A 21242-nucleotide genomic window follows, 5' to 3' on the forward strand; every position below is an offset into this window, starting at 1 on the left:
TGTTCGCCGGGAGTTGTCCGGGCGTTCACGGGTGGTCGGCGATCAAGAGACCCGCGGAGGGACGTAAGGGTTGTACGTGAGTTCGGTAAATGTGCGGGGGCTGCTCGGACTGTGCAAAGACCGTCACGGCTGTCGCCGGACCCGGTAGCGCAGGTGCAGTACCCGGTCGCCCCGGATCACGACGTGCGGGTCCTCGAGCAGGTGCGGGGCATCGACCGAGCCGAAGTACCGCTTGCCCGAGCCGAAGACGACCGGCACGACGTCCATCGCGACCTCGTCGACCAGGCCGAGCGCGAACGCCTGCCCGCCGACGTCGCCCGCGGCCACCCCGATGTCACGGTCCTGGCCGGTCAGCTCCCTGGCCTTGGCGACGGCCTCCGCCACGCCGTCGACGAAGTGGAACGGCGCCTCGGGGTGCCACCCCACGGGACGAGGCCGGTGCGACACGACGACCAGGTGCTCACCGGCCGGCGGGACGCCCTCCCACCCGTTGGTCATGTCGAACACGTGCCGCCCGACGACCAGCGTCCCGATCCTGGCCATGCTGGGCTGCACGTAGTCGGCGGAGGCCCGGGACACCCTGGCGTACTCGTTGATCTCGACCTCGCCGTTGCCGTACCAGTCGAAGAGGGGGCCTACGTCGTCGTTCGCGTCGGCGATGAAGCCGTCCACGGAGACGACGCTGTGCATCACGACGGTGGTCATCGCAGCTCCTGGGGAGCGGGGCCGGGGCCAGTGCCGGGGCCTGGGGCCGATGGGGCGGGGGCCGGGGCGGCCCTCTCACATCCTTGGACCGCCCCCGCACCCGAAACTCATCGCCCCGCCGACGGGGCGCACGGGAACGGGTGCCCCTCAGGCGTTCTGCAGGTCCTTCGAACCCGCACGGTGACGACCGGCCCCGGGCAGCGCCGTCCTCGCCGTCAGCCCCCGGGACTGCCAGGCGTTGTCGCGCAGCTTGAACAGGGCCCAGTAGCGGGTCGGGCACAGCAGCACGATGTTCATGAACACGGCCGCCGGGGTGCCGACGAGCCAGGAGTGCCAGCGCTGCCGGGTGGTCATGTCCGGGCGCATCAGGACGTAGAGCCCGGACTGGCCGAAGCGCACCACCAGGTACACCGCGAGATACACCAGGGCGATGCCGGGGTTGTGGTACCGCCCGCCCAGCGTCAGGAGCGACATGACGACGATCCAGGCCAGCATCACCGGCGTGATGACGAGCTGGAGCAGCCCGAACGTCGGCGATATGAGCTGCTTCAGCGACAGCCGCGCGTACACGAACGGCAGCATCCACCACCACGAGCGGGCCCACCGCAGCCGTTGCCGGTAGGTCTTCCCCAGGGTTGTCGGCATGTCGGTGACGACTCCGGCCTCGTTGACGGCCACGACCTCACCGCGCATGAGTGCCCTGAGGGCGAGCCAGCGGTCGTCGCCCGTGCCGCACTCCACCTCGTAGGCGTCGAGGTGGTCGTAGAGGAGCTCGGCCCGGTAGAGGGCCAGGGCGCCCGAGGTGGTCTCCAGGGCTCCGAGCATGGAACGCGAGGAGCGCATCATCACGCACGAGGTGCCGATGTCGATGTCCGCGGCGCGGGAGACCCAGGTCTCCTCGAAGTTGCGGATGTAGATCATGCCGGTGGTGGCCTGGATCCGCGGGTTGCTCATGGCGCGCAGCTGCTGCTCCAGCGCGTCCGGGAAGGGCTCGCCGTCGGAGTCGATGGTGAGCACGTACTCGAAGTGCTTGTTCTGCTCCAGGAGGTGCCGCAGCACGGTGACCTGGGCCCCGCGCTTGCCCTTGTTCTCCTGCCGGTGCCAGAAGACCCGGGGGTGCTCGAAGGGTTCGACGGGGTGCTGCCGCGAGCCGTCGTCGATGACGTGGATCTCGTCTACCGGATGGGTCTGCGCCAGCAGCGACCGCACCGTGCGGTGCAGGTTCTCGGTGGGCTCCTCGAACGCCGGGATGATCGCCACCGTCCGGCCCGGAGCGACCGGGAGGTGGGTGAAGGACCGGCCCTTCAGGAACGACACCAGGCAGAGCACGATCACCGCCATGCCCAGCCACCAGTAGAACGTCAGGATCGGACTCTTCGACTGCATGTGCACCACCACGGTGGCGGCGGCCAGAGCCGCCACCACCACAGCGGTCACCACGGTGAGCCTCACCCGCGGCGCACGGCCCTGGAACGCGCTCAAGCGGTCACTCGCTTGCCGCGGGTCGCCATGCGGAACGCCGCGACACCGCCGATCACGAGGAGCATGGCTGCCAGCACGATCCACCCGAGCGCGGTTCCTCCGGTCGCGGCCAGGGCGGCTCCGCCCGTGGCGGTTCCGATCGCGGCGCCCACACCGTTCTGTCCGTACATGTTGTCCCTCTTTCCTTCCGTGGCTCTCTAGAGCCGTTCGATGTGGGGTGCGGCGGCCATGACGCCGCGGGTGTCGAGTACGTAGGCGGCCTCGGCGGCGAGCCGGACGAGGTCGAACTCGCCGTGCGGGGTGAGCAGGACGACGGCGTCGAAGTCGCCGACGGTCGCCGCCGCGGTCGTCGACCCGAAGGGGATGTCCCGGCAACCGCCGTCCGCCACCGGCAGATAGGGGTCCACGACGGTGACGTCCGCCCCCATCTGCCGCAGCCGGTCCGTGACTTCGACGGCCGGCGACTGGCGGGCGTCCGAGGTGCCCGGCTTGTAGGCGGCGCCGAGGGCGAGGATGCGCGCCCCGTGCACGCTCCGCCGGAACCGCCTGCTGAGGGCGTCCTGGAGCCGGCGCACCACATAGTCCGGCTGGCTCTCGTTGATGTCCTGGGCCAGCTCGATCAGCCGGAAGGTCTGCCCGTGCCGTGCCTTGACGTGGTGGCTCAGATAGACCGGGTCGATCGGCAGACAGTGCCCGCCCACGCCCGGCCCGGGCAGGAACTTGGTGAATCCGAAGGGCTTGGTCGCGGCCAGCTCCAGCGTGTGCCAGACGTCCACGCCGAGCGTGTGGGCCATCCGCGAAAGCTCGTTGACCAGCGCGATGTTGACGTGCCGATAGGTGTTCTCGAACACCTTGGCCAGCTCGGCCTCCTCAAGCCCCGAGGCGGGCACGGTGACGTCGGTGACGCTGTCGTAGAAGTCCTTCACCCGCCGCAGACAGCCCTCGGTCAGCCCGGCGACGATCTTCGGCGTGTTCTCCAGGCGCCAGTCCGCGTTGCCCGGGTCGATGCGCTCGGGGCTGAACCCGACGTGGAAGTCCCGCCCGGCGACGAGGCCGGAGCCCTCCTCCAGCAGCGGGATGAGCACGTCACGGGTGGTGCCCGGGTGGGTCGTCGACTCGAGTACGACGGTGGCACCCGGCTCGATGTACTCCGCGAGCACGCGCCCGGCGTCCCGGACACAACTCAGGTCGGGCGCGCGGTCGGTCAAGGGAGTCGGCACGGTGATGACGGCGACGTCGAACCCCTTGAGGTCCTGCGGGTCGGAGCTCGCGTAGTACGCATCCGAATCGAGCACCGCCTGAAGCCTGTCGTCGCCGATGTCCTCGACGTACGACGACCCGGCGGCCAGCGCCGCGCAACGCGCCCGGTCGGGCTCGTAGCCGGTGACGGTGTGCCCGACCTCGGCGGCCCTCACGGCCAGGGGCAGGCCGACATAGCCCTGCCCCAGCACACATATGTGCATGGTGGATTCCTCACCCCTGAAGTACGGCCGCCTGTTCCTGAAGCAGGCGGCCGTGGCGTGGTACTGCGTGAGAAGCGGCGTGGGTCACTGCACCATCACCGCGTCACCGGTGTGCCGGGCCCCCTTGCCCGACCATGCGCAAAGCGCAACCGGTGATCTTCACAAACCCCCCTTATTTGTGGACCTTCATGGTTCAACAATAATTCGCTGAACGGAACCCTCTTTACTGATTTGAGATGTGAAGTCCGTTGAAGTCACAGCTGATTGAGGGATGTTGCCGGGTTCACCTGCAAGTTGTGAGGGTCTGCGAGAGCTTCTGATCTTCACAATCTCCGGAGGGGGCGGCCCTGTCGGGACCCTCGGCGCGCGTGCATTCGCGAATATCGCGCGCCCCTGTGTGCGCCCCCTGTACCGCGACTTCGCTCTGCCGTCGGTTACCCGTGGTTATCCCAGGCCAGAAACTCGCGCGACCATCGTCAAAGCGGTGCGATAGAAAGGGCGTTCAGCCGTGGACACGGCTTCGACGCATCCCTGTGGGGGGGACCTTGTTCAGAACTCGGGCGGCCTGGGCCGCCATCGGTGTCGTGGCACTCCTGGTGACCGGCACTCCGGCGGCGAACGCCGCGGAGGCGCAGGCTCCTGATGTGCGGTACGCGCACAGCGCCTCGGGCGATCTCGGCACCCTGGAGGTCGGCATCAGCTCCGACAGCGCCATCACGGGGATCAGGGCCCATCTCGTCTCCGCGGCCACGCAGCAGGAGGTCGCCGTCGTGGAGTACGACGCGTTCGACCTCGTCTCCGGCACAGCGGACAACGGCGTATGGCGCACGAAGAAGCCCCTCGACCTTCCCGCCCTGGGCAGCTACACCGTCCGCATCGAGGCCACGGACGCCGACGGCGACCGCGACGTCGACAACTCCGCGGGCACTCTCGCCTACTACGTCGCGGCGGTGTTCGAGGACGTGCGTCCCGACCGCACGGAGATCGACACCGACCACCGCGAGGTGCGCGTCGACGGCACTCTGAAGGGACGCTGGCCGGCGACCCGTGAGCTGAAGCCCCTGGCGGACCACCGGGTTGACCTCGACGTGGACCTCTGGACGGAGAACACCGTCCGCACCGACGCGGACGGCCGCTTCTCCGGCACGGTCACCGTGAACGACGCGGTGCCGGTCCAGGCCGTCTACCGGCACGACTCCGCCAACCCGTACGTCCTGTACGGCGAGTCCGAGTCGACCCCGATCGACATCCGTCAGGTGGCCACGCGCTGGACCTTCGAGACCCCGGCGGAAGCCCGGACGATCGACTACGGCCAGCAGGTCACCGTCACGGCCACGCTGGAGCGCGAGACCCCGAAGGGCTGGGTGCCCTTCGAGGGCCAGAGCGGTGGTGTCCTGTACGAGGCCTCCTCGGGCACGGACTGGACCAGCGTCGGCTACTTCACCACCGACAACGACGGTAGGTCGGCCACCTTCACCCACACCCCGGGGCAGACCGGCACCTTCCGCGTGGCCTCGCACAGCGACGACCCGTTCATCGCCTCCGCCTCCGCGAACAGCGCCGAGATCACCGTCCTGCGCGCCTCGGTGTTCACGTCGTTCTCGGCCACCCGCACGCAGGACCGCGGCGTGCACGTCGAGGGCGCGATGGACTTCCCCGACGGCTGGACGCCCGCAGACATCCCGGTACACATCCAGTACTCGCGAGACGGCAAGCGGTGGACGGACCTGCTGACGGCGCGGGCCAACTGGTCCGGTGAGGGGCACGCCTTCTCGGCGGACATCGCCGACGGGCGGCGGGGTTACTACCGTGCGCAGTTCGACAAGACGGAGTCGTTCCGCGCGGCGACGTCGGAGGTCGTGAGGGTAGGCCGCTGACGCCCCGGGGGTGCCGCGCTCACTGCGCCGGCACCCCCCAGCGAGGGCCGCCGTTCTCCGGCTTCGCGTACCAGCCCGCATCGCGGCCCGAAGGGCTTCCTGCCCTCATCGATCGGCACGGTCGGAGCTCTCCCAGCCGGCGGGAAGGGGTGTCACTCCGGCACGAACTCGTACTGCGACTCGGCCGCGATCCGTTGGTGCTTGAGCGGCGGTCGTGCGCCTCCGGTTCGGCCTTGGGCCCGGTCAGCCGATTCTGATCTCGTAGCGCAACTGCTGCCGCTGGGCGGGCATCACCATACGGTCGACCTGGATCGGCTTGTCATCGCCGTCCAAGGTGAGCCTGGTGAGGCGCAGGACGGGCTCCGCAGGTGCGAGCCGCAGAGCCTCCAGCTCCTGCTCATCCGGCAGGCCGGCCGTTACGTCCTCCCTGACCAGCGCGCCGACATGGCCGAGCTCCGCGAGCAGGGTGACTGCTCCACCGCGGATCTTCGCCGTTCCGGCGAGCGGGGTGCCTCGGGCGATGGCGATGGGGTAGTACGTGTCGGTCAGTTCATTCGGTTCGTCGTCGAGGAGGATCAGGCGACGTCGTACGACGACGGGTTCGCCGTCAGGAACGTCGAGGAGGCGGGCGACTTCCGCAGGCGCTCGCACCTCTCCGGCATGAACGACGCGCTGGGATCCGCGTCGGCCCTGGGCTGCGGCGTCCGCGCTCCAGGCGTCGCCCTGCCCCCGCTCGCGGGGCGTCAGATACGGCATCGAGGTGCTGACCCACCTGCTCGTGCTCACGATGCTCTCCGGCTCAACCGACGATCCTGAAAGGCCTGTTCGAGATTCAAGGCCCCCAGGCCCGAGCGCGCAACAGGGCCTCCGCCTACGCTCCCTCGTCCGCGGGCTTCTCGGGGCGCTCCGCGACGAACGACCCCAGACCGACCTCGGCCCGGACGAGTCCTTCCGTCTTGAGATGAGTCAATGCCTTCTGCGCAGTCGAGGCGGCGATGCCGAACTCGGTGGACAGTTCGACAACGGACGGCACCCGACTGCCCACGGGGTACGACCCGTCAGCGATGCGATCGGCGATGGCTGCTGCCACCTGCCGCCAGACGGGACGGGTGCGATCAAGCTCGGGACTCATGCAGTGGACGCTAAAACTCTGCGGTAGACCGCGCGACCGCAGTAGACTGCGGTAGACCGCGTTTGAGGTGGAATGCAAAACCCCCGCGACGGGTGGAGCCGTCCGGGGGCGTGGCCACCAGCGAAGCCGAACGGAGCTGATGACGTGCTCGACCTTATCCGCCGTCTCCTGGTGTGGGTGGGCCTCTTGGCCCCGCCTTCCCGCAGACGCTGCGCCACCGCTTATCCACCGCGGACCCTGCCCGCCGCCCCTTTCCCGGAGCGGGCGCCACTTCCCGCTCAGCGCAGTCCGTACGGGCTGGACACCCTTCTCGACGGCGCTTCCACGGTCACCGTGCGCCCCTACCTCGCCGCTCACGAACAACGCCAAAGGCGTCGTGAGCTGACCATGGTGTCTTTGAGACCGGACCTGCCGGGTCCCTACTGGATCGAGCGGACGGAGGCCGCTTGATGAGCGCGGGCTTCGAGTCGACACAGCCGGAAGAGGGGCCGCGATTGCGCGAAGCGCGTCTCCTGCCCTGGTCCAGCCCTGAGGGCAAGACGAGCTACCTGATCACCGACGACCGTGGAGGGCGCCTGTCCCGTCTGGCCGACATCGCCGAAGCGACCCGACTCGACATGGGCGTCCGGCTCCTCGCCCACGCCGACGACATGCTCCCGAACGCCACCGAGACGCAACTGCGCTTCCTGGCCGAGCGGCTGACCGAGGCGCTGCGGGACATCCTCCTCGTTGCCGAGAGCCGGGACCGTAAGCCGTAGGGGGAATGCCGACGCCCCCTGCCCGATGACTCAGGACAGGGGGCGTCAAGAACAACCCGCGAGAACCGCCTACTTCACCGGCTCCGGCTCCGGCGCGTTCTCCGAGTCCGCCGTGCCCGCCGGCGGCTCGCCGTCGTCGCCGTCGTCGTCGCCCTCCGGGACGACCGGCGTCTTCACCGAGTCCAGCAGCAGCTGAGCGACGTCCACCACCTGGATGGACTCCTTCGCCTTGCCGTCGTTCTTCTTGCCGTTGACGGAGTCCGTGAGCATCACGAGGCAGAACGGGCAGGCCGTCGACACGATGTCGGGGTTCACCGACAGAGCCTCATCGACACGCTCGTTGTTGATGCGCTTGCCGATCCGCTCCTCCATCCACATCCGTGCACCACCGGCGCCGCAGCAGAAGCCGCGCTCCTTGTGGCGGTGCATCTCCTCGTTGCGGACGCCCGGGACGGCGGCGATGATCTCGCGCGGAGGCGTGTAGATCTTGTTGTGGCGGCCCAGGTAGCACGGGTCGTGGTACGTGATGATGCCCTCGACCGGCGTGACCGGGATCAGCTTGCCCTCGTCGACGAGGTGCTGGAGCAGCTGCGTGTGGTGGATGACCTCGTAGTCGCCGCCGAGCTGCGGGTACTCGTTGCCGAGCGTGTTGAGGCAGTGCGGGCAGGTGGCGACGATCTTCTTCGAGGACTTCGGCTTCGCCGACTCGGGCGTCACCTTGCCCTCGTCGTCCATCTCCTCGCCGAACGCCATGTTCAGCGCCATGACGTTCTCCATGCCGAGCTCCTGGAACAGGGGCTCGTTGCCGAGACGGCGAGCGGAGTCACCGGTGCACTTCTCGTCGCCGCCCATGATCGCGAACTTCACGCCCGCGATGTGGAGGAGTTCCGCGAAGGCCTTCGTGGTCTTCTTGGCGCGGTCCTCCAGGGCGCCGGCGCAGCCGACCCAGTACAGGTACTCGACCTCGGACAGGTCCTCGATGTCCTTGCCGACGACCGGGACCTCGAAGTCGACCTCCTTGAGCCACTCCAGGCGCTGCTTCTTCGCCAGGCCCCAGGGGTTGCCCTTCTTCTCCAGGTTCTTGAGCATCGTGCCCGCCTCGGACGGGAACGACGACTCGATCATCACCTGGTAGCGGCGCATGTCGACGATGTGGTCGACGTGCTCGATGTCCACCGGGCACTGCTCGACACAGGCGCCGCAGGTGGTGCAGGACCACAGGACGTCCGGGTCGATGACGCCGTTCTCCTCGGCGGTGCCGATCAGCGGGCGCTCGGCCTCGGCCAGCGCCGCCGCGGGCACGTCCTTCAGCTGCTCCTCGGACGCCTTCTCCTCGCCCTCCATGGTCTTGCCGCCGCCGGCCAGCAGGTACGGCGCCTTGGCGTGCGCGTGGTCCCGCAGGGACATGATCAGCAGCTTGGGGGAGAGGGGCTTGCCCGTGTTCCAGGCGGGGCACTGCGACTGGCAGCGGCCGCACTCGGTGCAGGTGGAGAAGTCCAGCAGGCCCTTCCAGGAGAACTGCTCGACCTGGGAGACGCCGAAGACGTCGTCGTCGCCGGGATCGGTGAAGTCGATCGGCTTGCCGCCCGACGTCATGGGCTGCAGCGCCCCCAGGGCCGTCCCGCCCGACGCCTCGCGCTTGAACCAGATGTTCGGGAAGGCGAGGAACCGGTGCCAGGCGACACCCATGTTGGTGTTGAGCGACACCACGATCATCCAGACGAACGAGGTGCCGATCTTGATCATCGCGACCAGGTAGACCAGGTTCTGCAGCGCCGTGACCGACAGGCCCTTGAAGGCCAGCACCAGCGGGTACGACGCGAAGTACGACGCCTCGTAGTGGTCGACGTGGTGGAGCGCGCCCTCCAGGCCCCGCAGCACGTAGATCGCCAGGCCGATGGTGAGGATGACGTACTCGACGAAGTACGCCTGGCCCGCCTTGGAGCCGGCGAAGCGGGACTTGCGGCCCGGGCGGCTCGGCAGGTTCAGCAGGCGGATCACGATGAGCACCGCGATGCCCAGGATCGTCATCACGCCGATGAACTCGATGTACAGCTCGAACGGCAGGAACTCACCGATGACCGGCAGCACCCAGTCGGCCTGGAACAGTTGGCCGAACGCCTGGGCGAGGGTCGGCGGGAGGGTCAGGAAGCCGACGGCGACGAACCAGTGGGCGACGCCCACGATGCCCCACCGGTTCATGCGCGTGTGGCCGAGGAACTCCTTCACCAGGGTCACGCTGCGCTGGTAGGGGTTGTCGGTCCGGGTACCGGCCGGGACCGGCTGGCCCAGCTTGAAATACCGGACGAACTGGCCGATCGCGCGCGCGAGCAGCGCGACGCCGATCACGGTCAGTACCAGCGACACGATGATCGCGGCGAGTTGCATGGGGGCTCCTCGGGCCTGCGAGGGGTTTCGTCGGGGGGACCTGGTGTTTTCCAGGGTTCCCCGAAATTACTAAGCGGTAACTTATGCAGTCCGTCTGAGACTACCCTCATCTTCCGCCGCACTGTAGCCGGGTGGGCAGTGATCTGAATCGCTGAGGGTTGCCTCAGAAACAGACTGGATCCGGTCGGATCTCATCGCGATCCCGTCGTGTTATTCATACCGAAATGTCATAGTCCCGCCTAACTTATATCCGTGCTCTACGGGATCACCGCCGCCGCCACCGCCCTTCTCCTCACCGCCCTGCTCGCGGCCGTCCTGCGGGCCCCCGCGCTGCGGCTGCGGCTGGTCGAGCGACGGCGGACGCGGGACGTGCCGCTGTCCGGGGGCGTGGCCGTCGTGCTCGTCACGGGGCTGGTCGTGGGGGCCGGTGGGTGGCTGGGAGTCGCGCCGCCCCCCGAGGGGACGCGGGGGGTGCTCGTCGCGGCGGGTGCCGTCGCTCTGCTCGGGCTCGTCGGTGACGTGTGGCGGCTGCGGCGGCGGGTGCTGGCCGCCGGTACGGCCGTGGCGGCCGCGTGTGTCGTGCCGTACGGGGAGACGGGGCTGGGGGCCGGACTGCTGGCCGTCGTGTGGGTCGTCGCGGTGGTGTTCGGGTTCCGGGGGCTCGATCACGCCGACGGGCTGGCGGGTACGGTCGGGGTCGTCACCGCCTTCGGGGTGGCGGCCTGTGCGGCCGTCGAGGTGATGGACGGGATCGCGGGGCTGATGAGCGTGCTGGCCGCCGCGTTGACCGGGTTGCTGCTTCACAACTGGTACCCCGCGCGCGTGGCGCTGGGGAGCTGCGGGTCCATGGCCGCCGGGTTCGTGATCGCCGTGGGGGCTGTGCACGCCCGGGCCGGGTTCGGGGTCGGGGAGAGCGCGGGGGTCCTGTTCGCGCTGACCGCCGTCGCGGCTGCCGATGTCGTGCTCGTCCTGGTGTCCCGGCGGTCGGCCGGGCGGGGCGTGCTGCGCGGCGGGCCCGACCATCTCGCGCATCGGCTGCGGCGGCTCGGGCTGACCGCGCCGGGGGCGAGTCTGCTGCTGGGAATCGGGGCGTTGTCCGCGATGCTCGTCGGGGTACTCGCGCATGCCGGCCGGATCGGGGCCAGCGCCCTGTGGTGGGTGGCGGGAGGGGCCCTCGTGGTCGTGTTCGCCCTTTCGCGTGTCCCTGTGTACGGACCTCGACGCAGCGTATCGCCGCAGGTCGGAGCGCCATTGCGTGTAAGGAACGGATAAGAGTTGAGCCTGCCCGACTCAGCTCTGTTGACCGGTTGGGGGCCGTCGTGCACACTTGAGTCCGTTCCACTCAAGTCAGCTGGAGGAATCAACCATGGCACGTGCGGTCGGCATCGACCTGGGCACGACTAACTCCGTCGTCAGCGTTCTGGAGGGCGGCGAGCCCACCGTCATCACCAACGCCGAGGGCGCCAGGACCACGCCGTCCGTCGTCGCCTTCGCCAAGAACGGTGAGGTGCTCGTCGGAGAGGTGGCCAAGCGCCAGGCGGTCACGAACGTGGACCGGACCATCCGCTCCGTCAAGCGTCACATGGGCACGGACTGGAAGATCGAGCTCGACGGGAAGCCCTTCAACCCGCAGCAGATCAGCGCCTTCGTGCTCCAGAAGCTCAAGCGGGACGCAGAGTCCTACCTGGGCGAGAAGGTGACCGACGCGGTCATCACCGTCCCGGCGTACTTCAACGACGCCGAGCGCCAGGCCACGAAGGAGGCCGGCGAGATCGCCGGTCTGAACGTGCTGCGCATCGTCAACGAGCCGACGGCCGCCGCCCTGGCGTACGGCCTCGACAAGGACGACCAGACCATCCTGGTCTTCGACCTCGGTGGCGGTACGTTCGACGTCTCGCTGCTGGAGATCGGCGACGGCGTCGTCGAGGTGAAGGCCACCAACGGTGACAACCACCTCGGTGGTGACGACTGGGACCAGCGCGTCGTCGACTACCTGGTCCAGCAGTTCCAGTCCGGCCACGGCGTGGACCTGGGCAAGGACAAGATGGCCCTGCAGCGTCTGCGCGAGGCCGCCGAGAAGGCGAAGATCGAGCTGTCCTCGTCCACCGAGACCTCGATCAACCTGCCCTACATCACCGCCTCCGCCGAGGGCCCCCTGCACCTCGACGAGAAGCTCACCCGCGCCCAGTTCCAGCAGCTGACCGCGGACCTCCTGGAGCGCTGCAAGACGCCGTTCCACAACGTCATCAAGGACGCCGGCATCTCCATCAGCGAGATCGACCACGTCGTCCTCGTCGGCGGTTCCACCCGTATGCCCGCCGTCGCCGAGCTCGTCAAGGAGCTGACCGGCGGCAAGGACGCCAACAAGGGCGTGAACCCGGACGAGGTCGTCGCCATCGGCGCCGCCCTGCAGGCCGGTGTCCTCAAGGGCGAGGTCAAGGACGTCCTGCTCCTCGACGTCACCCCGCTGTCCCTCGGTATCGAGACCAAGGGCGGCATCATGACCAAGCTGATCGAGCGGAACACGACGATCCCGACCAAGCGGTCCGAGATCTTCACCACCGCCGAGGACAACCAGCCGTCCGTGCAGATCCAGGTCTACCAGGGCGAGCGCGAGATCGCGGCGTACAACAAGAAGCTCGGGATGTTCGAGCTGACCGGTCTGCCCCCGGCGCCGCGCGGTGTCCCGCAGATCGAGGTCGCCTTCGACATCGACGCCAACGGCATCATGCACGTCACGGCGAAGGACCTCGGCACCGGCAAGGAGCAGAAGATGACCGTCACCGGCGGCTCCTCGCTGCCGAAGGACGAGGTCGACCGCATGCGCCAGGAGGCCGAGCAGTACGCGGAGGAGGACCACAAGCGCCGCGAGGCCGCCGAGTCCCGCAACCAGGGCGAGCAGCTCGTCTACCAGACCGAGAAGTTCCTCAAGGACAACGAGGACAAGGTCCCGGGCGAGATCAAGACCGAGGTCGAGGAAGCCGTCGCCGAGCTGAAGGAGAAGCTCAAGGGCGAGGACTCCGCCGAGATCCGCACCGCCACCGAGAAGGTCGCGGCGGTCTCGCAGAAGCTCGGCCAGGCCATGTACGCCGACGCGAACGCCGCCCAGGCCGCCGGAGGCGACTCGGCCGGAGCCGGCGCCGCGGGTGCCGGTGACGCCAAGGCCGATGACGATGTCGTCGACGCCGAGATCGTGGACGACGAGCGGAAGGACGGTGCCGCGTGACGGAGGAGACCCCGGGCTTCGACGAGCAGCAGCCCGACGTCCCTTCCGGCGCCACCTCCGACGACGCCGAGCCGAAGGCAGCCTCCCCCTCCGCTGAGGAGGGGGCGGCCCCGGCCGGGGACACGGGCCAGGACGTGGCTCTGGTGGCCCAGCTGGACCAGGCCCGCACGGCGCTCAGCGAGCGCACGGCGGACCTCCAGCGCCTCCAGGCCGAGTTCCAGAACTACCGCCGCCGGGTCGAGCGCGACCGGATCGCGGTCAAGGAGATCGCCATCGCGAACCTCCTGACCGAGCTCCTGCCCGTGCTCGACGACATCGGCCGCGCGCGTGAACACGGCGAACTGGTCGGCGGCTTCAAGTCCGTCGCCGAGTCGCTGGAGAGCACCGCGGCGAAGATGGGCCTGCAGCAGTTCGGCAAGGAGGGCGAGCCCTTCGACCCGACGATCCACGAAGCCCTGATGCACAGCTACGCACCGGACGTCACCGAGACGACGTGCGTCGCGATCCTGCAGCCCGGGTACCGGATCGGCGAGCGCACCATCCGCCCCGCGCGGGTGGCCGTGGCCGAACCCCAGCCGGGGGCGCAGACGGTCAAGGCGGACGAGTCCGCCGACGCCGACGACAAGGAGAGCGGTGGCCCGGACGAGGGCTGACGTCATAGACGAAGGGAAGGAGGGGCGTCGAGGATGAGCACCAAGGACTTCATCGAGAAGGACTACTACAAGGTCCTCGGCGTCCCCAAGGACGCCACCGAGGCCGAGATCAAGAAGGCCTACCGGAAGCTCGCCCGCGAGTTCCACCCGGACGCCAACAAGGGAAACGTCAAGGCGGAGGAGCGCTTCAAGGAGATCTCCGAGGCCAACGACATCCTCGGCGACCCCAAGAAGCGCAAGGAGTACGACGACGCGCGCGCCCTCTTCGGCAACGGCGGCTTCCGCCCGGGGCCGGGCGGCGCGGGCGGCTCCTTCAACTTCGACCTGGGCGACCTCTTCGGAGGCGGCGCCCAGGGCGGCGGCCAGGGAGCCGGCGGCTTCGGCGGCGGACTCGGTGACGTTTTCGGGGGCCTGTTCAACCGCGGCGGCGCGGGCGGGCCGGGGACGCGTACGCACCCCCGGCGCGGCCAGGACATCGAGTCCGAGGTCACGCTCAGCTTCACCGAGGCGATCGAGGGCGCGACCGTCCCGCTGCGGATGTCGTCGCAGTCTCCCTGCAAGGCCTGTTCGGGCACCGGCGACAAGAACGGCACACCACGCGTGTGCCCGACCTGCGTCGGCACCGGTCAGGTCGCCCGGGGCAGCGGCGGGGGCTTCTCCCTCACCGACCCCTGCCCGGACTGCAAGGGCCGCGGCCTGATCGCGGAGAACGCCTGCGAGGTCTGCAAGGGCAGCGGCCGGGCCAAGTCCTCGCGGACCATGCAGGTGCGCATCCCCGCGGGCGTCAGCGACGGCCAGCGGATCCGGCTGCGCGGCAAGGGAGCGCCGGGCGAGCGCGGCGGGCCGGCGGGCGACCTCTACGTGGTCGTGCACGTCGACTCCCACCCGGTGTTCGGCCGCAAGGAGGACAACCTCACGGTCACCGTCCCGGTGACCTTCACCGAGGCGGCCCTCGGCGGCGAGGTGCGGGTGCCCACCCTGGGCGGCCCGCCCGTCACGCTGAAGCTGCCGCCCGGCACGCCCAACGGGCGCACCATGCGCGCCCGGGGCAAGGGCGCGGTCCGCAAGGACGGCACCCGCGGCGACCTCCTGGTCACCGTGGAGGTGAGTGTTCCGAAGGACCTGACGGGGAAGGCTCGTGACGCACTCGAGGCGTATCGCGAGGCGACCGCGGGTGAGGACCCGCGGGCGGATCTGTTCCAGGCCGCGAAGGGAGCATGAGTCAGATGGACGGTCGTCGACGCAACCCGTATGAACTGACCGAGGAAACCCCGGTCTACGTCATCTCGGTGGCGGCCCAGCTGTCCGGCCTGCACCCCCAGACCCTGCGCCAGTACGACCGGCTGGGCCTGGTGTCCCCCGATCGCACCGCCGGCCGGGGCCGGCGCTACTCGGCCCGCGACATCGAGCTGCTGCGCACCGTCCAGCAGTTGTCGCAGGACGAGGGCATCAACCTGGCCGGTATCAAGCGCATCATCGAACTGGAGAACCAGGTCGCCGCGCTCCAGGCCCGGCTGGCCGAGATGCAGGACGCGCTCGACGGCGCGGCGGCGGCCATGCGCCAGCGCGAGGCCGCGGTGCACGCGTCGTACCGCCGCGACCTGGTGCCGTACCAGGAGGTGCAGCAGACCAGCGCGCTGGTGGTGTGGCGGCCGAAGCGGCAACAGCAGTCCGACTGACGCGCATGCGCCCGTGAAAGGGCCGGGAAAGGGCCGGGAGGAAACTCCCGGCCCTTTTCGTATGTCTTGGCCCGTTTTCGCTGGGTCTCCCGTGGATGACCAGGTGGTGCACATCACTTGAAGACGATTCCGCACAGTCTTCACAACTGCTGCGGAGCGTGGTGTTGCCATCTCGTTAAGTGGTTCCGCTTGACGCTGGGGGGCGCAGCCGCGTTGGCTTTTCAGTCACATGGGCACCAAAGCTGTGCCCACGTCCGAATCACACGCGAAGTGAGCTCCGCATGCGTCGTATCGCCATATCCGTGGCAGCAGCCACGATGTCCGTCACGCTCGCCGGCTGCGGCGTGCTCAACGCGGCGGGGAGCAGTGACGACGCGAGCCCGGCGAAGGGCAACGACATCACCGTGGGGCTGCTGCTGCCCGAGAAGGCGAACACGCGGTACGAGAACTTCGACTACCCCATCATCAAGACGAAGGTCGAGTCGCTCACCAACGACAAGGGCCGCGTCGAGTACGCCAACGCCGAGGCGAGTGCGGACAAGCAGGCGGCCCAGATGCAGCAGATGATCGACGACCGGGTCGACGTGATCCTGCTGGACGCGGTCGACTCGCAGGCCATCGCGAGCGGCGTGACGAAGGCGAAGGAGGCCGGCATTCCGGTCATCGCCTACGACCGGCTGGCCGAGGGCCCGATCGACGCGTACATCTCCTTCGACAACGAGCTGGTCGGCGAGGTCCAGGGCCGCTCCCTGCTGGAGGCCATCGGCGAGAACGCGAGCCTCTCCGACAAGATCGTCATGATGAACGGCTCGTCCACCGACCCGAACGCCAAGCAGTTCAAGGCGGGGGCGATGTCCGAGCTGAACGGCAAGGTGACGATCGCCGAGTCCTTCGACACCAAGGACTGGAAGCCGGAGAACGCCGAGGCCAACATGGCCGGCGCGATCCAGAAGATCGGCAAGGGCGACATCGCGGCGGTGTACTCCGCCAACGACGGCATGGCGGGTGGCATCGTCAAGGCGCTCAAGGCCGCGGGCGTGACCGAACTGCCGCCCATCACCGGGCAGGACGCGGAGCTGCAGGCCGTGCAGCGGATCATCAGCGGCGAGCAGTACATGAGCGTGTACAAGTCGTACCCGCAGGAGGCGGAGAACGCCGCGGAGATGGCGGTCGCCAAGGTCCAGGGCCGCGACATCCAGTTCGCCGCCCTCACCCGCGACAAGGTCGACAGCCCCACGGACAAGGGCATCCCGGCGCAGCTCGTGCCCGTGGTCGCGCTCACCAAGGAGAACATCAAGGACACGGTGGTCGCGGACGACGTCTACAAGCTGTCGGACATCTGCACGGCCGAGTACAAGGCGGCGTGCCGGGCCATCGGCCTGAAGTAGCAGCGTCGCGAGCCGGGTTCACCCACCCCTGTCTACTGCCGCGATGTGCCGGGCCGAGGCTCGGAGATACCGGTGCGTACCGGTGGTTTCCGGTACTCGTGGCGCGGCAAGCCGTGTTGCGGAGCACGTCCGGTCCGCGCATAGTTGCGCTGCGGAAAGACGGCGAAACCGGGGGTGGGATGGGCGATGGCCGGGCACGGGGCGGATGAGCATCCCCATGGTGCCGACCGGCTGTGCGAGACCGGGGATCGCGTGTATTCCCGGGCCGTACGGCGCGGCCGGGTGCCGCGCCGGGACGCGGAACCGGTGCCCTGCCTGCTGGAACTCGCCCTGCTGCACCCGGACCCCGACGACATGGACTGGCTCGTGCCGACCTCCCCGCAGGAGGTCATGACCCGGCTGCTGCGCGGGATGTACGACGAGGTCAGTGCGAGCCAGCGGCGGGTGGGCTCGGCCGTCGAGGCCGTCGAGCGGTACGCGGGGCTGGGCCGCCAGGTGCGGCCGGCCGCGTCGGCGGCGGAGGGCCCGGCGATCCGGGTCCTGGACGGACTCGCCCGGATCCAGGCCGCGATGGACGAGGCGACCCAGGCGTGCACGGCGGAGGTGCTCACGGTCCAGCCCGGCGGCATCCGCCGCGAGGCGGAGCTCTCCGAGGGGCTGCACCGGGCGCTGGCGCTCCGCGGCCGGGGTGTGCGGATGAGGGACCTGTACACGCATGTCGCCCGGCACGGGCAGGGGTTGCTGACCTATCTGGAGCTGATGGGCGACGCCGTGGAGGCGCGCACGCTGGACGAGGTGATCGACCGGCTGATCCTCTTCGACCGCACGGTCGCCTTCATTCCCGCCAACACCGACCGCACGATGGCCCTGGAGCTACGGCACCCGGCGATCGTCGAATACCTCGTCACCGTCTTCGAACGACTGTGGCGCCTCGCCATTCCCCTCACCGCCCCGCTCCCCGACACCGGCATCGAGGGCATCTCCCACCGGGAGCAGTCGATCGCCGCCCTGCTGGCGGAGGGGCACCAGGACGCGGTGATCGCGGAGCGGCTGGGGATAAGCGTGCGGACGTGCCGGGCGCACATCGCCCGGTTGTCGGAGACGCTGGGGGCCGCGAGCCGTACGCAGCTCGGCGTGCGGATCGCCCAGGCGGGCCTGGACGGACCGCCGCGGGCCGTCGCCTCCCCGCCTCTCAGCGTTCCCGGTCAAGAATCCCGGACCGCCCGATGAGAAACCCGAGCTGCGCCCTGCTCTGACTCCCCAGCGTCGCCGCGAGCTTGGCGATGTGGACGCGGGCGGTGCGGATGTTCAGGCCGAGGCGGTCGGCGATGACGGCGTCGGTGTGGCCTTCGACGAGGAGCGCGGCTATGGCGTGCTGGCGGGGGGTGATGCCGTCGGGGGAGGGCTGGGGGGCGGCCTTCGGGTGCATGGGGGTGGCGAGGCGCCAGAGGCGGTCGAAGGTGGTCGTGAAGTGGGAGATGAGGGCGGGGTGGCGGACCTCGAGGGCGAGGCCGGCGTCCGTGTCGGCGGGGATGAAGGCGACCGAGCTGTCGACGAGGATGAGGCGGTCGGTTACCTCGTCGACTGTGCGTGCCTCGGCGTCGCCGCGCAGTTGCTCGTAACGCGCCAAGGCGATGGGCACGTGGCGGATCGTGTGCGGGTAGAGCGTGCGGATGCGGCCGCCTCGATCCAGCAGTGCCTGGTCACGGGCCAGAGCGACGGGGTGGGCCGCCTGCCCGCGCTTGTCGCTGTAGTGGGCGTTGGGCTGGATGCAGAGCAGTTCCTTCGTCGCGTCGGCCATGGCCTCGGTGATGGCCCGGTTGATGCGTTCCGAGCCGCTGAGGACGGTGAGCGACGGGGGGTCCTCCGTGCCGGTACGGCCGGTGTCGATCCGCATCAGCGGCTGGAACAGCTCGGCGAGCCGTTCCTCGCGCCGGCGTTCCCGGGCGATCCGGCTTTCGGAAAGCCGCAGGAAGCGGTGGAGCGCGACAGCCGGTGCGGCGGGCTCCAGGCGGCTCAGATCGTGGGCGGCCGGGTGCAGCAGGCCGAAGTCGATCAGGCAGGGTGCCGCGCGCGCCTCCTCGGCGGGCACATGGCCTTCGCGCAGGGCCCGTGCGTACAACTCCGTTCCCGCGGGGCACAGGTCGTCGACGTCGTGCTCCCGGTGCGTCCGCGAGGTCAACCGGCGGCTCCTTCCTGATGCTGCTTCAGGATGCCGGACTGGGCGATGAGGTAACCCAGTTGGGCACGGCTGCCGCTGCCCAGAGCGGACGCGAGCTTGGCTATGTGGGCCCGGCAGGTGCGCACGTTCATGCCGAGGCGCCGGGCGATGGCTTCGTCGACGTGTCCTTCGACCAGGAGCTTGGCTATGGAGTACTGGATCTCCGTGATGCCGTCGCGGGCGGTCTCGTACGGTGTGCCGGTGCTGAGCGGAACCGACCGGTCCCACAAGTACTCGAAGAGCTTGATGAGGTAGCGGACCAGGCCGGGGTGGCGCAGCTCCAGGGCGACCTGCTGATCGTCGCGGGCGGGGATGAAAGCGACGGACTCGTCGCAGATGATCAGGCGCTCGACGAGTTCGTCGATGGTGCGGTACTCCGCCTTGCCGTCGGAGAGCTGGGCGGCGTAGGCCAGCTGTTCGGGGTTGTAGCGGGCGGTGTGCTGGTACAGGGTGCGGATGCGCACACCACGTTCGATCAGCGGCCGGTCGCGCTCCAGACCGCGCAGGAGGCTGCGCTCGGACATCCGGTCGGTGGGCTGGACGGTGAGCATCTCCGCCTGGCACTGCAAAGTGGCCATGTTGAGCGCGGCGTTGATTCGTTCGCCGCCTTCCAGCACAGTGATGGCGTCACTGTTCGCGGCCAGCTGGGTACCCAGGGCCATGAACGGCTCAAAGGTCTCGGCGAGGCCGGTCGCCGTGCGCCGGCGATCGGCTATCTCCTGCTCCAGCGGGTTGAGCTGCCGGGACAGGGCGACCGCGGGGGGCACCGGCCGCAGCCAGCCCGGGTCGTCCGGGTCGGGGTGGAGAAGTGCGAACTCCATCAGGCACGGAGCGGGCTCCACGTCCTCGCGTGCGATGCGTCCGGCGCGGAGTGCGGCGGCATACAGACGGCCGCCCTCATCGCACCACTCGGTCATCGCATGGGGATGTGTCTCCTTAGTCCGATTCGATGCCAAATCTCCACCCCCCAGGGTCCTGAACATGCAGGAACATGATGCATCGATTGTGTGGCCATGACGTGCCCGAATGAGCCATCGTCGTACTCGACGGGGGAAAAGGGGACCTTCAAGTGAGGACGAAGCCGACTATGCGTAACAGAATGCTTCGCTCGGTGCTTGTCGCCGCCTTCTCCGCCGTTGTGGCCCTCGGTGCGCTGAGTGGCTTCTCCGATGTGAAGGACGATGTTCGGGCGAACAGCAGCTGGCCGTCCGTCGCCGTGAACAGCGCTCACGGAGCGGAGAACAGCAGCTGGCCGAGCTCCGGGGCAGCCGGATCCGGGAGCTGACCGTGACCACTCCACCCGACGATCGCTCCTTCCGTCGTGAAATGGCCACCGCCTACCGCTCCGGCTGGCACTTCATCGACCTGGTCACCGCCATCCCCCACAGTGGTGACTCGTTGATGGTGACCGTCTTCGGCGAGCCCGTGGTCGTCACGCGGGACGACGACGAGGACGTACGGGCGTACCGGTGTCTGCGGCGGCCTCGGGGGGCGCCGCAGCCAGTGCGATGTGCCGTACGGTACGGAATGATCTTTGTGAACCTGGACCAACGGGACCACCAGCAGGTGGAGGCCGACTCCCCTGCCCCGAGGACCATCTCTGCCACCCCCCGCAGTGCCTGACGCGATTCCCCCGTCGTAACAGATCGCTCAGGTGCTTCCCCCCGCAGCGGCGTCACCGTGACCTGAACACGGTGACGCCGCTGCAGTTTCCAGGGACATTTCCGGGTATCGACCCAATCCACCGGTGGCCGGATCCAGTCGATCACCGGTGTGGATATTCACTTCGGTCAACCTCGCCCCATCGCCCGCGTCAGCTGGATCTCGATCACCACGCGCGCCGGATTCGGCGACGGGGTCCTGCCGTAGCGCTCCGCGTAGCGCCGCTCCGCCTCGGCGACCCGGTCCGGTTCGTCGTGGACGAAGGCCCGGCCCTCCAGCGTCGCCCAGCGGCGGCCCTCCAGCTGGCAGGCGGCGACGGCCGCCCCCTGCTCCCCGGCCGCCCGCACGTACCGCACCTTCGCGCTCGCCTTGTTCGTGATCACCCGAGCCAGACGGGCCTCGGGATCGTATGTGACCCCGACGGGTACCAGATGCGGAGTGCCGTCCGGGCGGGGAGTCGTCAGGGTGCACAGGTGCCGCTCCCGCCAGAAGCTGAGATACGACGGGTCCGGAGCGCCGGGGTCGACGGAGTACTTGGTCGCCATGCCCCGGAACTTAGCCCCCCGAGCCTCCCGGAATCGTCCTTGAGTGCACTAGACTCAACTTTG

At 69.1% G+C, this 21242-nt stretch carries 20 protein-coding genes; 10 read left to right on the forward strand and 10 right to left on the reverse strand.

Annotated features, from left to right (window positions below):
• Positions 1-123 precede the first annotated feature (123 nt).
• From AB0G20_RS07105 to AB0G20_RS07120, 4 genes are all read right to left on the reverse strand, one after another.
• On the reverse strand, positions 124-705 hold the full coding sequence (locus AB0G20_RS07105; protein ID WP_361297015.1) for a dihydrofolate reductase family protein: 582 nt from the start codon (positions 703-705) through the stop codon (positions 124-126).
• A gap of 147 nt (positions 706-852) precedes the next feature.
• Positions 853-2142 (reverse strand): glycosyltransferase, encoded by a 1290-nt coding sequence (locus AB0G20_RS07110; RefSeq protein ID WP_361297018.1) that lies wholly within the window; start codon positions 2140-2142, stop codon positions 853-855.
• A 41-nt stretch (positions 2143-2183) separates the two neighbouring features.
• Positions 2184-2357: a hypothetical protein gene (locus AB0G20_RS07115; protein ID WP_361297021.1), complete on the reverse strand. Its 174-nt coding sequence runs from the start codon at positions 2355-2357 to the stop codon at positions 2184-2186.
• Between the two features lie 27 nt (positions 2358-2384).
• Positions 2385-3650 (reverse strand): nucleotide sugar dehydrogenase, encoded by a 1266-nt coding sequence (locus tag AB0G20_RS07120; RefSeq protein ID WP_361297024.1) that lies wholly within the window; start codon positions 3648-3650, stop codon positions 2385-2387.
• 545 nt (positions 3651-4195) lie between these two features.
• Here AB0G20_RS07120 and AB0G20_RS07125 point away from each other — a divergent pair.
• Positions 4196-5527 (forward strand): hypothetical protein, encoded by a 1332-nt coding sequence (locus tag AB0G20_RS07125; protein WP_361297027.1) that lies wholly within the window; start codon positions 4196-4198, stop codon positions 5525-5527.
• Positions 5528-5770: 243 nt separating this feature from the next.
• Here AB0G20_RS07125 and AB0G20_RS07130 read toward each other — a convergent pair whose 3' ends face one another.
• Both AB0G20_RS07130 and AB0G20_RS07135 read right to left on the reverse strand, forming a co-directional pair.
• Entirely contained in the window at positions 5771-6313 is a 543-nt protein-coding gene (locus tag AB0G20_RS07130; RefSeq protein WP_361297030.1) for a UTRA domain-containing protein, read from the reverse strand.
• A gap of 85 nt (positions 6314-6398) precedes the next feature.
• Positions 6399-6659, reverse strand: coding sequence for a GntR family transcriptional regulator (locus tag AB0G20_RS07135; RefSeq protein ID WP_361297033.1), 261 nt, complete (start codon positions 6657-6659; stop codon positions 6399-6401).
• 494 nt (positions 6660-7153) lie between these two features.
• Here AB0G20_RS07135 and AB0G20_RS07140 point away from each other — a divergent pair, with 494 nt between their 5' ends.
• Positions 7154-7417: a hypothetical protein gene (locus AB0G20_RS07140; RefSeq protein ID WP_361297036.1), complete on the forward strand. Its 264-nt coding sequence runs from the start codon at positions 7154-7156 to the stop codon at positions 7415-7417.
• Positions 7418-7486: 69 nt separating this feature from the next.
• Here the strand turns inward: AB0G20_RS07140 and AB0G20_RS07145 are convergent, their stop codons facing one another.
• Positions 7487-9805 (reverse strand): (Fe-S)-binding protein, encoded by a 2319-nt coding sequence (locus AB0G20_RS07145; protein WP_361297039.1) that lies wholly within the window; start codon positions 9803-9805, stop codon positions 7487-7489.
• A 252-nt stretch (positions 9806-10057) separates the two neighbouring features.
• On the opposite strand from AB0G20_RS07145, the gene AB0G20_RS07150 reads away from it, so the two are divergent.
• The 7 genes from AB0G20_RS07150 to AB0G20_RS07180 all read left to right on the forward strand — a co-directional run bounded on the left by AB0G20_RS07150 (position 10058) and on the right by AB0G20_RS07180 (position 17981).
• Entirely contained in the window at positions 10058-11077 is a 1020-nt protein-coding gene (locus AB0G20_RS07150; RefSeq protein ID WP_361297042.1) for an undecaprenyl/decaprenyl-phosphate alpha-N-acetylglucosaminyl 1-phosphate transferase, read from the forward strand.
• 94 nt (positions 11078-11171) lie between these two features.
• Entirely contained in the window at positions 11172-13031 is a 1860-nt protein-coding gene (dnaK, locus tag AB0G20_RS07155; protein WP_361297045.1) for a molecular chaperone DnaK, read from the forward strand.
• Positions 13028-13684 carry a nucleotide exchange factor GrpE gene (grpE, locus tag AB0G20_RS07160; RefSeq protein ID WP_184909565.1) on the forward strand — a complete coding sequence of 219 codons (657 nt, stop codon included), beginning with the start codon at positions 13028-13030 and terminating at the stop codon, positions 13682-13684. Before dnaK ends, grpE begins: the two co-directional genes overlap by 4 nt.
• A gap of 33 nt (positions 13685-13717) precedes the next feature.
• Complete coding sequence (dnaJ, locus tag AB0G20_RS07165; protein WP_361297048.1) at positions 13718-14905, forward strand: molecular chaperone DnaJ; 1188 nt, start codon at positions 13718-13720, stop codon at positions 14903-14905.
• Between the two features lie 5 nt (positions 14906-14910).
• Complete coding sequence (locus tag AB0G20_RS07170) at positions 14911-15363, forward strand: helix-turn-helix domain-containing protein (protein WP_062928190.1); 453 nt, start codon at positions 14911-14913, stop codon at positions 15361-15363.
• Between the two features lie 281 nt (positions 15364-15644).
• The gene (locus AB0G20_RS07175; protein ID WP_361297052.1) at positions 15645-16751 is read left to right on the forward strand and encodes a substrate-binding domain-containing protein; all 1107 of its coding nucleotides are present in this window, start codon (positions 15645-15647) and stop codon (positions 16749-16751) included.
• A 186-nt stretch (positions 16752-16937) separates the two neighbouring features.
• Positions 16938-17981 (forward strand): LuxR C-terminal-related transcriptional regulator, encoded by a 1044-nt coding sequence (locus tag AB0G20_RS07180; RefSeq protein ID WP_361297055.1) that lies wholly within the window; start codon positions 16938-16940, stop codon positions 17979-17981.
• Here the strand turns inward: AB0G20_RS07180 and AB0G20_RS07185 are convergent.
• Positions 17944-18933: a helix-turn-helix transcriptional regulator gene (locus AB0G20_RS07185; RefSeq protein ID WP_361297058.1), complete on the reverse strand. Its 990-nt coding sequence runs from the start codon at positions 18931-18933 to the stop codon at positions 17944-17946. The genes AB0G20_RS07180 and AB0G20_RS07185 overlap by 38 nt on opposite strands.
• The gene (locus tag AB0G20_RS07190) at positions 18930-19889 is read right to left on the reverse strand and encodes a helix-turn-helix transcriptional regulator (RefSeq protein WP_361297061.1); all 960 of its coding nucleotides are present in this window, start codon (positions 19887-19889) and stop codon (positions 18930-18932) included. The genes AB0G20_RS07185 and AB0G20_RS07190 overlap by 4 nt, the downstream gene beginning before the upstream one ends.
• A 370-nt stretch (positions 19890-20259) precedes the next feature.
• Between AB0G20_RS07190 and AB0G20_RS07195 the strand changes: the two genes are divergently transcribed.
• Positions 20260-20595, forward strand: a complete 336-nt coding sequence (locus AB0G20_RS07195) for a hypothetical protein (protein WP_030846386.1) — start codon at positions 20260-20262, stop codon at positions 20593-20595.
• A 167-nt stretch (positions 20596-20762) separates the two neighbouring features.
• Here AB0G20_RS07195 and AB0G20_RS07200 read toward each other — a convergent pair whose 3' ends face one another.
• Positions 20763-21179, reverse strand: a complete 417-nt coding sequence (locus tag AB0G20_RS07200; protein WP_361297064.1) for a TIGR03618 family F420-dependent PPOX class oxidoreductase — start codon at positions 21177-21179, stop codon at positions 20763-20765.
• Between the last annotated feature and the right edge of the window lie 63 nt (positions 21180-21242).

It is taken from the genome of Streptomyces sp. NPDC024017, assembly GCF_040638895.1.
Taxonomy (GTDB): domain Bacteria; phylum Actinomycetota; class Actinomycetes; order Streptomycetales; family Streptomycetaceae; genus Streptomyces.

What these genes read in the sequence shown, in the direction of transcription:
- AB0G20_RS07105 (WP_361297015.1), bottom strand. Translation starts at nt 705, where the DNA reads ATGACCACCGTCGTGATGCACAGCGTCGTCTCCGTGGACGGCTTCATC.
- AB0G20_RS07200 (WP_361297064.1), bottom strand. Translation starts at nt 21,179, where the DNA reads ATGGCGACCAAGTACTCCGTCGACCCCGGCGCTCCGGACCCGTCGTAT.
- dnaJ (WP_361297048.1), top strand. Translation starts at nt 13,718, where the DNA reads ATGAGCACCAAGGACTTCATCGAGAAGGACTACTACAAGGTCCTCGGC.
- AB0G20_RS07115 (WP_361297021.1), bottom strand. Translation starts at nt 2,357, where the DNA reads ATGTACGGACAGAACGGTGTGGGCGCCGCGATCGGAACCGCCACGGGC.
- AB0G20_RS07190 (WP_361297061.1), bottom strand. Translation starts at nt 19,889, where the DNA reads ATGACCGAGTGGTGCGATGAGGGCGGCCGTCTGTATGCCGCCGCACTC.
- AB0G20_RS07175 (WP_361297052.1), top strand. Translation starts at nt 15,645, where the DNA reads ATGCGTCGTATCGCCATATCCGTGGCAGCAGCCACGATGTCCGTCACG.
- AB0G20_RS07180 (WP_361297055.1), top strand. Translation starts at nt 16,938, where the DNA reads ATGGCCGGGCACGGGGCGGATGAGCATCCCCATGGTGCCGACCGGCTG.
- AB0G20_RS07170 (WP_062928190.1), top strand. Translation starts at nt 14,911, where the DNA reads ATGGACGGTCGTCGACGCAACCCGTATGAACTGACCGAGGAAACCCCG.
- AB0G20_RS07120 (WP_361297024.1), bottom strand. Translation starts at nt 3,650, where the DNA reads ATGCACATATGTGTGCTGGGGCAGGGCTATGTCGGCCTGCCCCTGGCC.
- AB0G20_RS07145 (WP_361297039.1), bottom strand. Translation starts at nt 9,805, where the DNA reads ATGCAACTCGCCGCGATCATCGTGTCGCTGGTACTGACCGTGATCGGC.
- AB0G20_RS07135 (WP_361297033.1), bottom strand. Translation starts at nt 6,659, where the DNA reads ATGAGTCCCGAGCTTGATCGCACCCGTCCCGTCTGGCGGCAGGTGGCA.
- dnaK (WP_361297045.1), top strand. Translation starts at nt 11,172, where the DNA reads ATGGCACGTGCGGTCGGCATCGACCTGGGCACGACTAACTCCGTCGTC.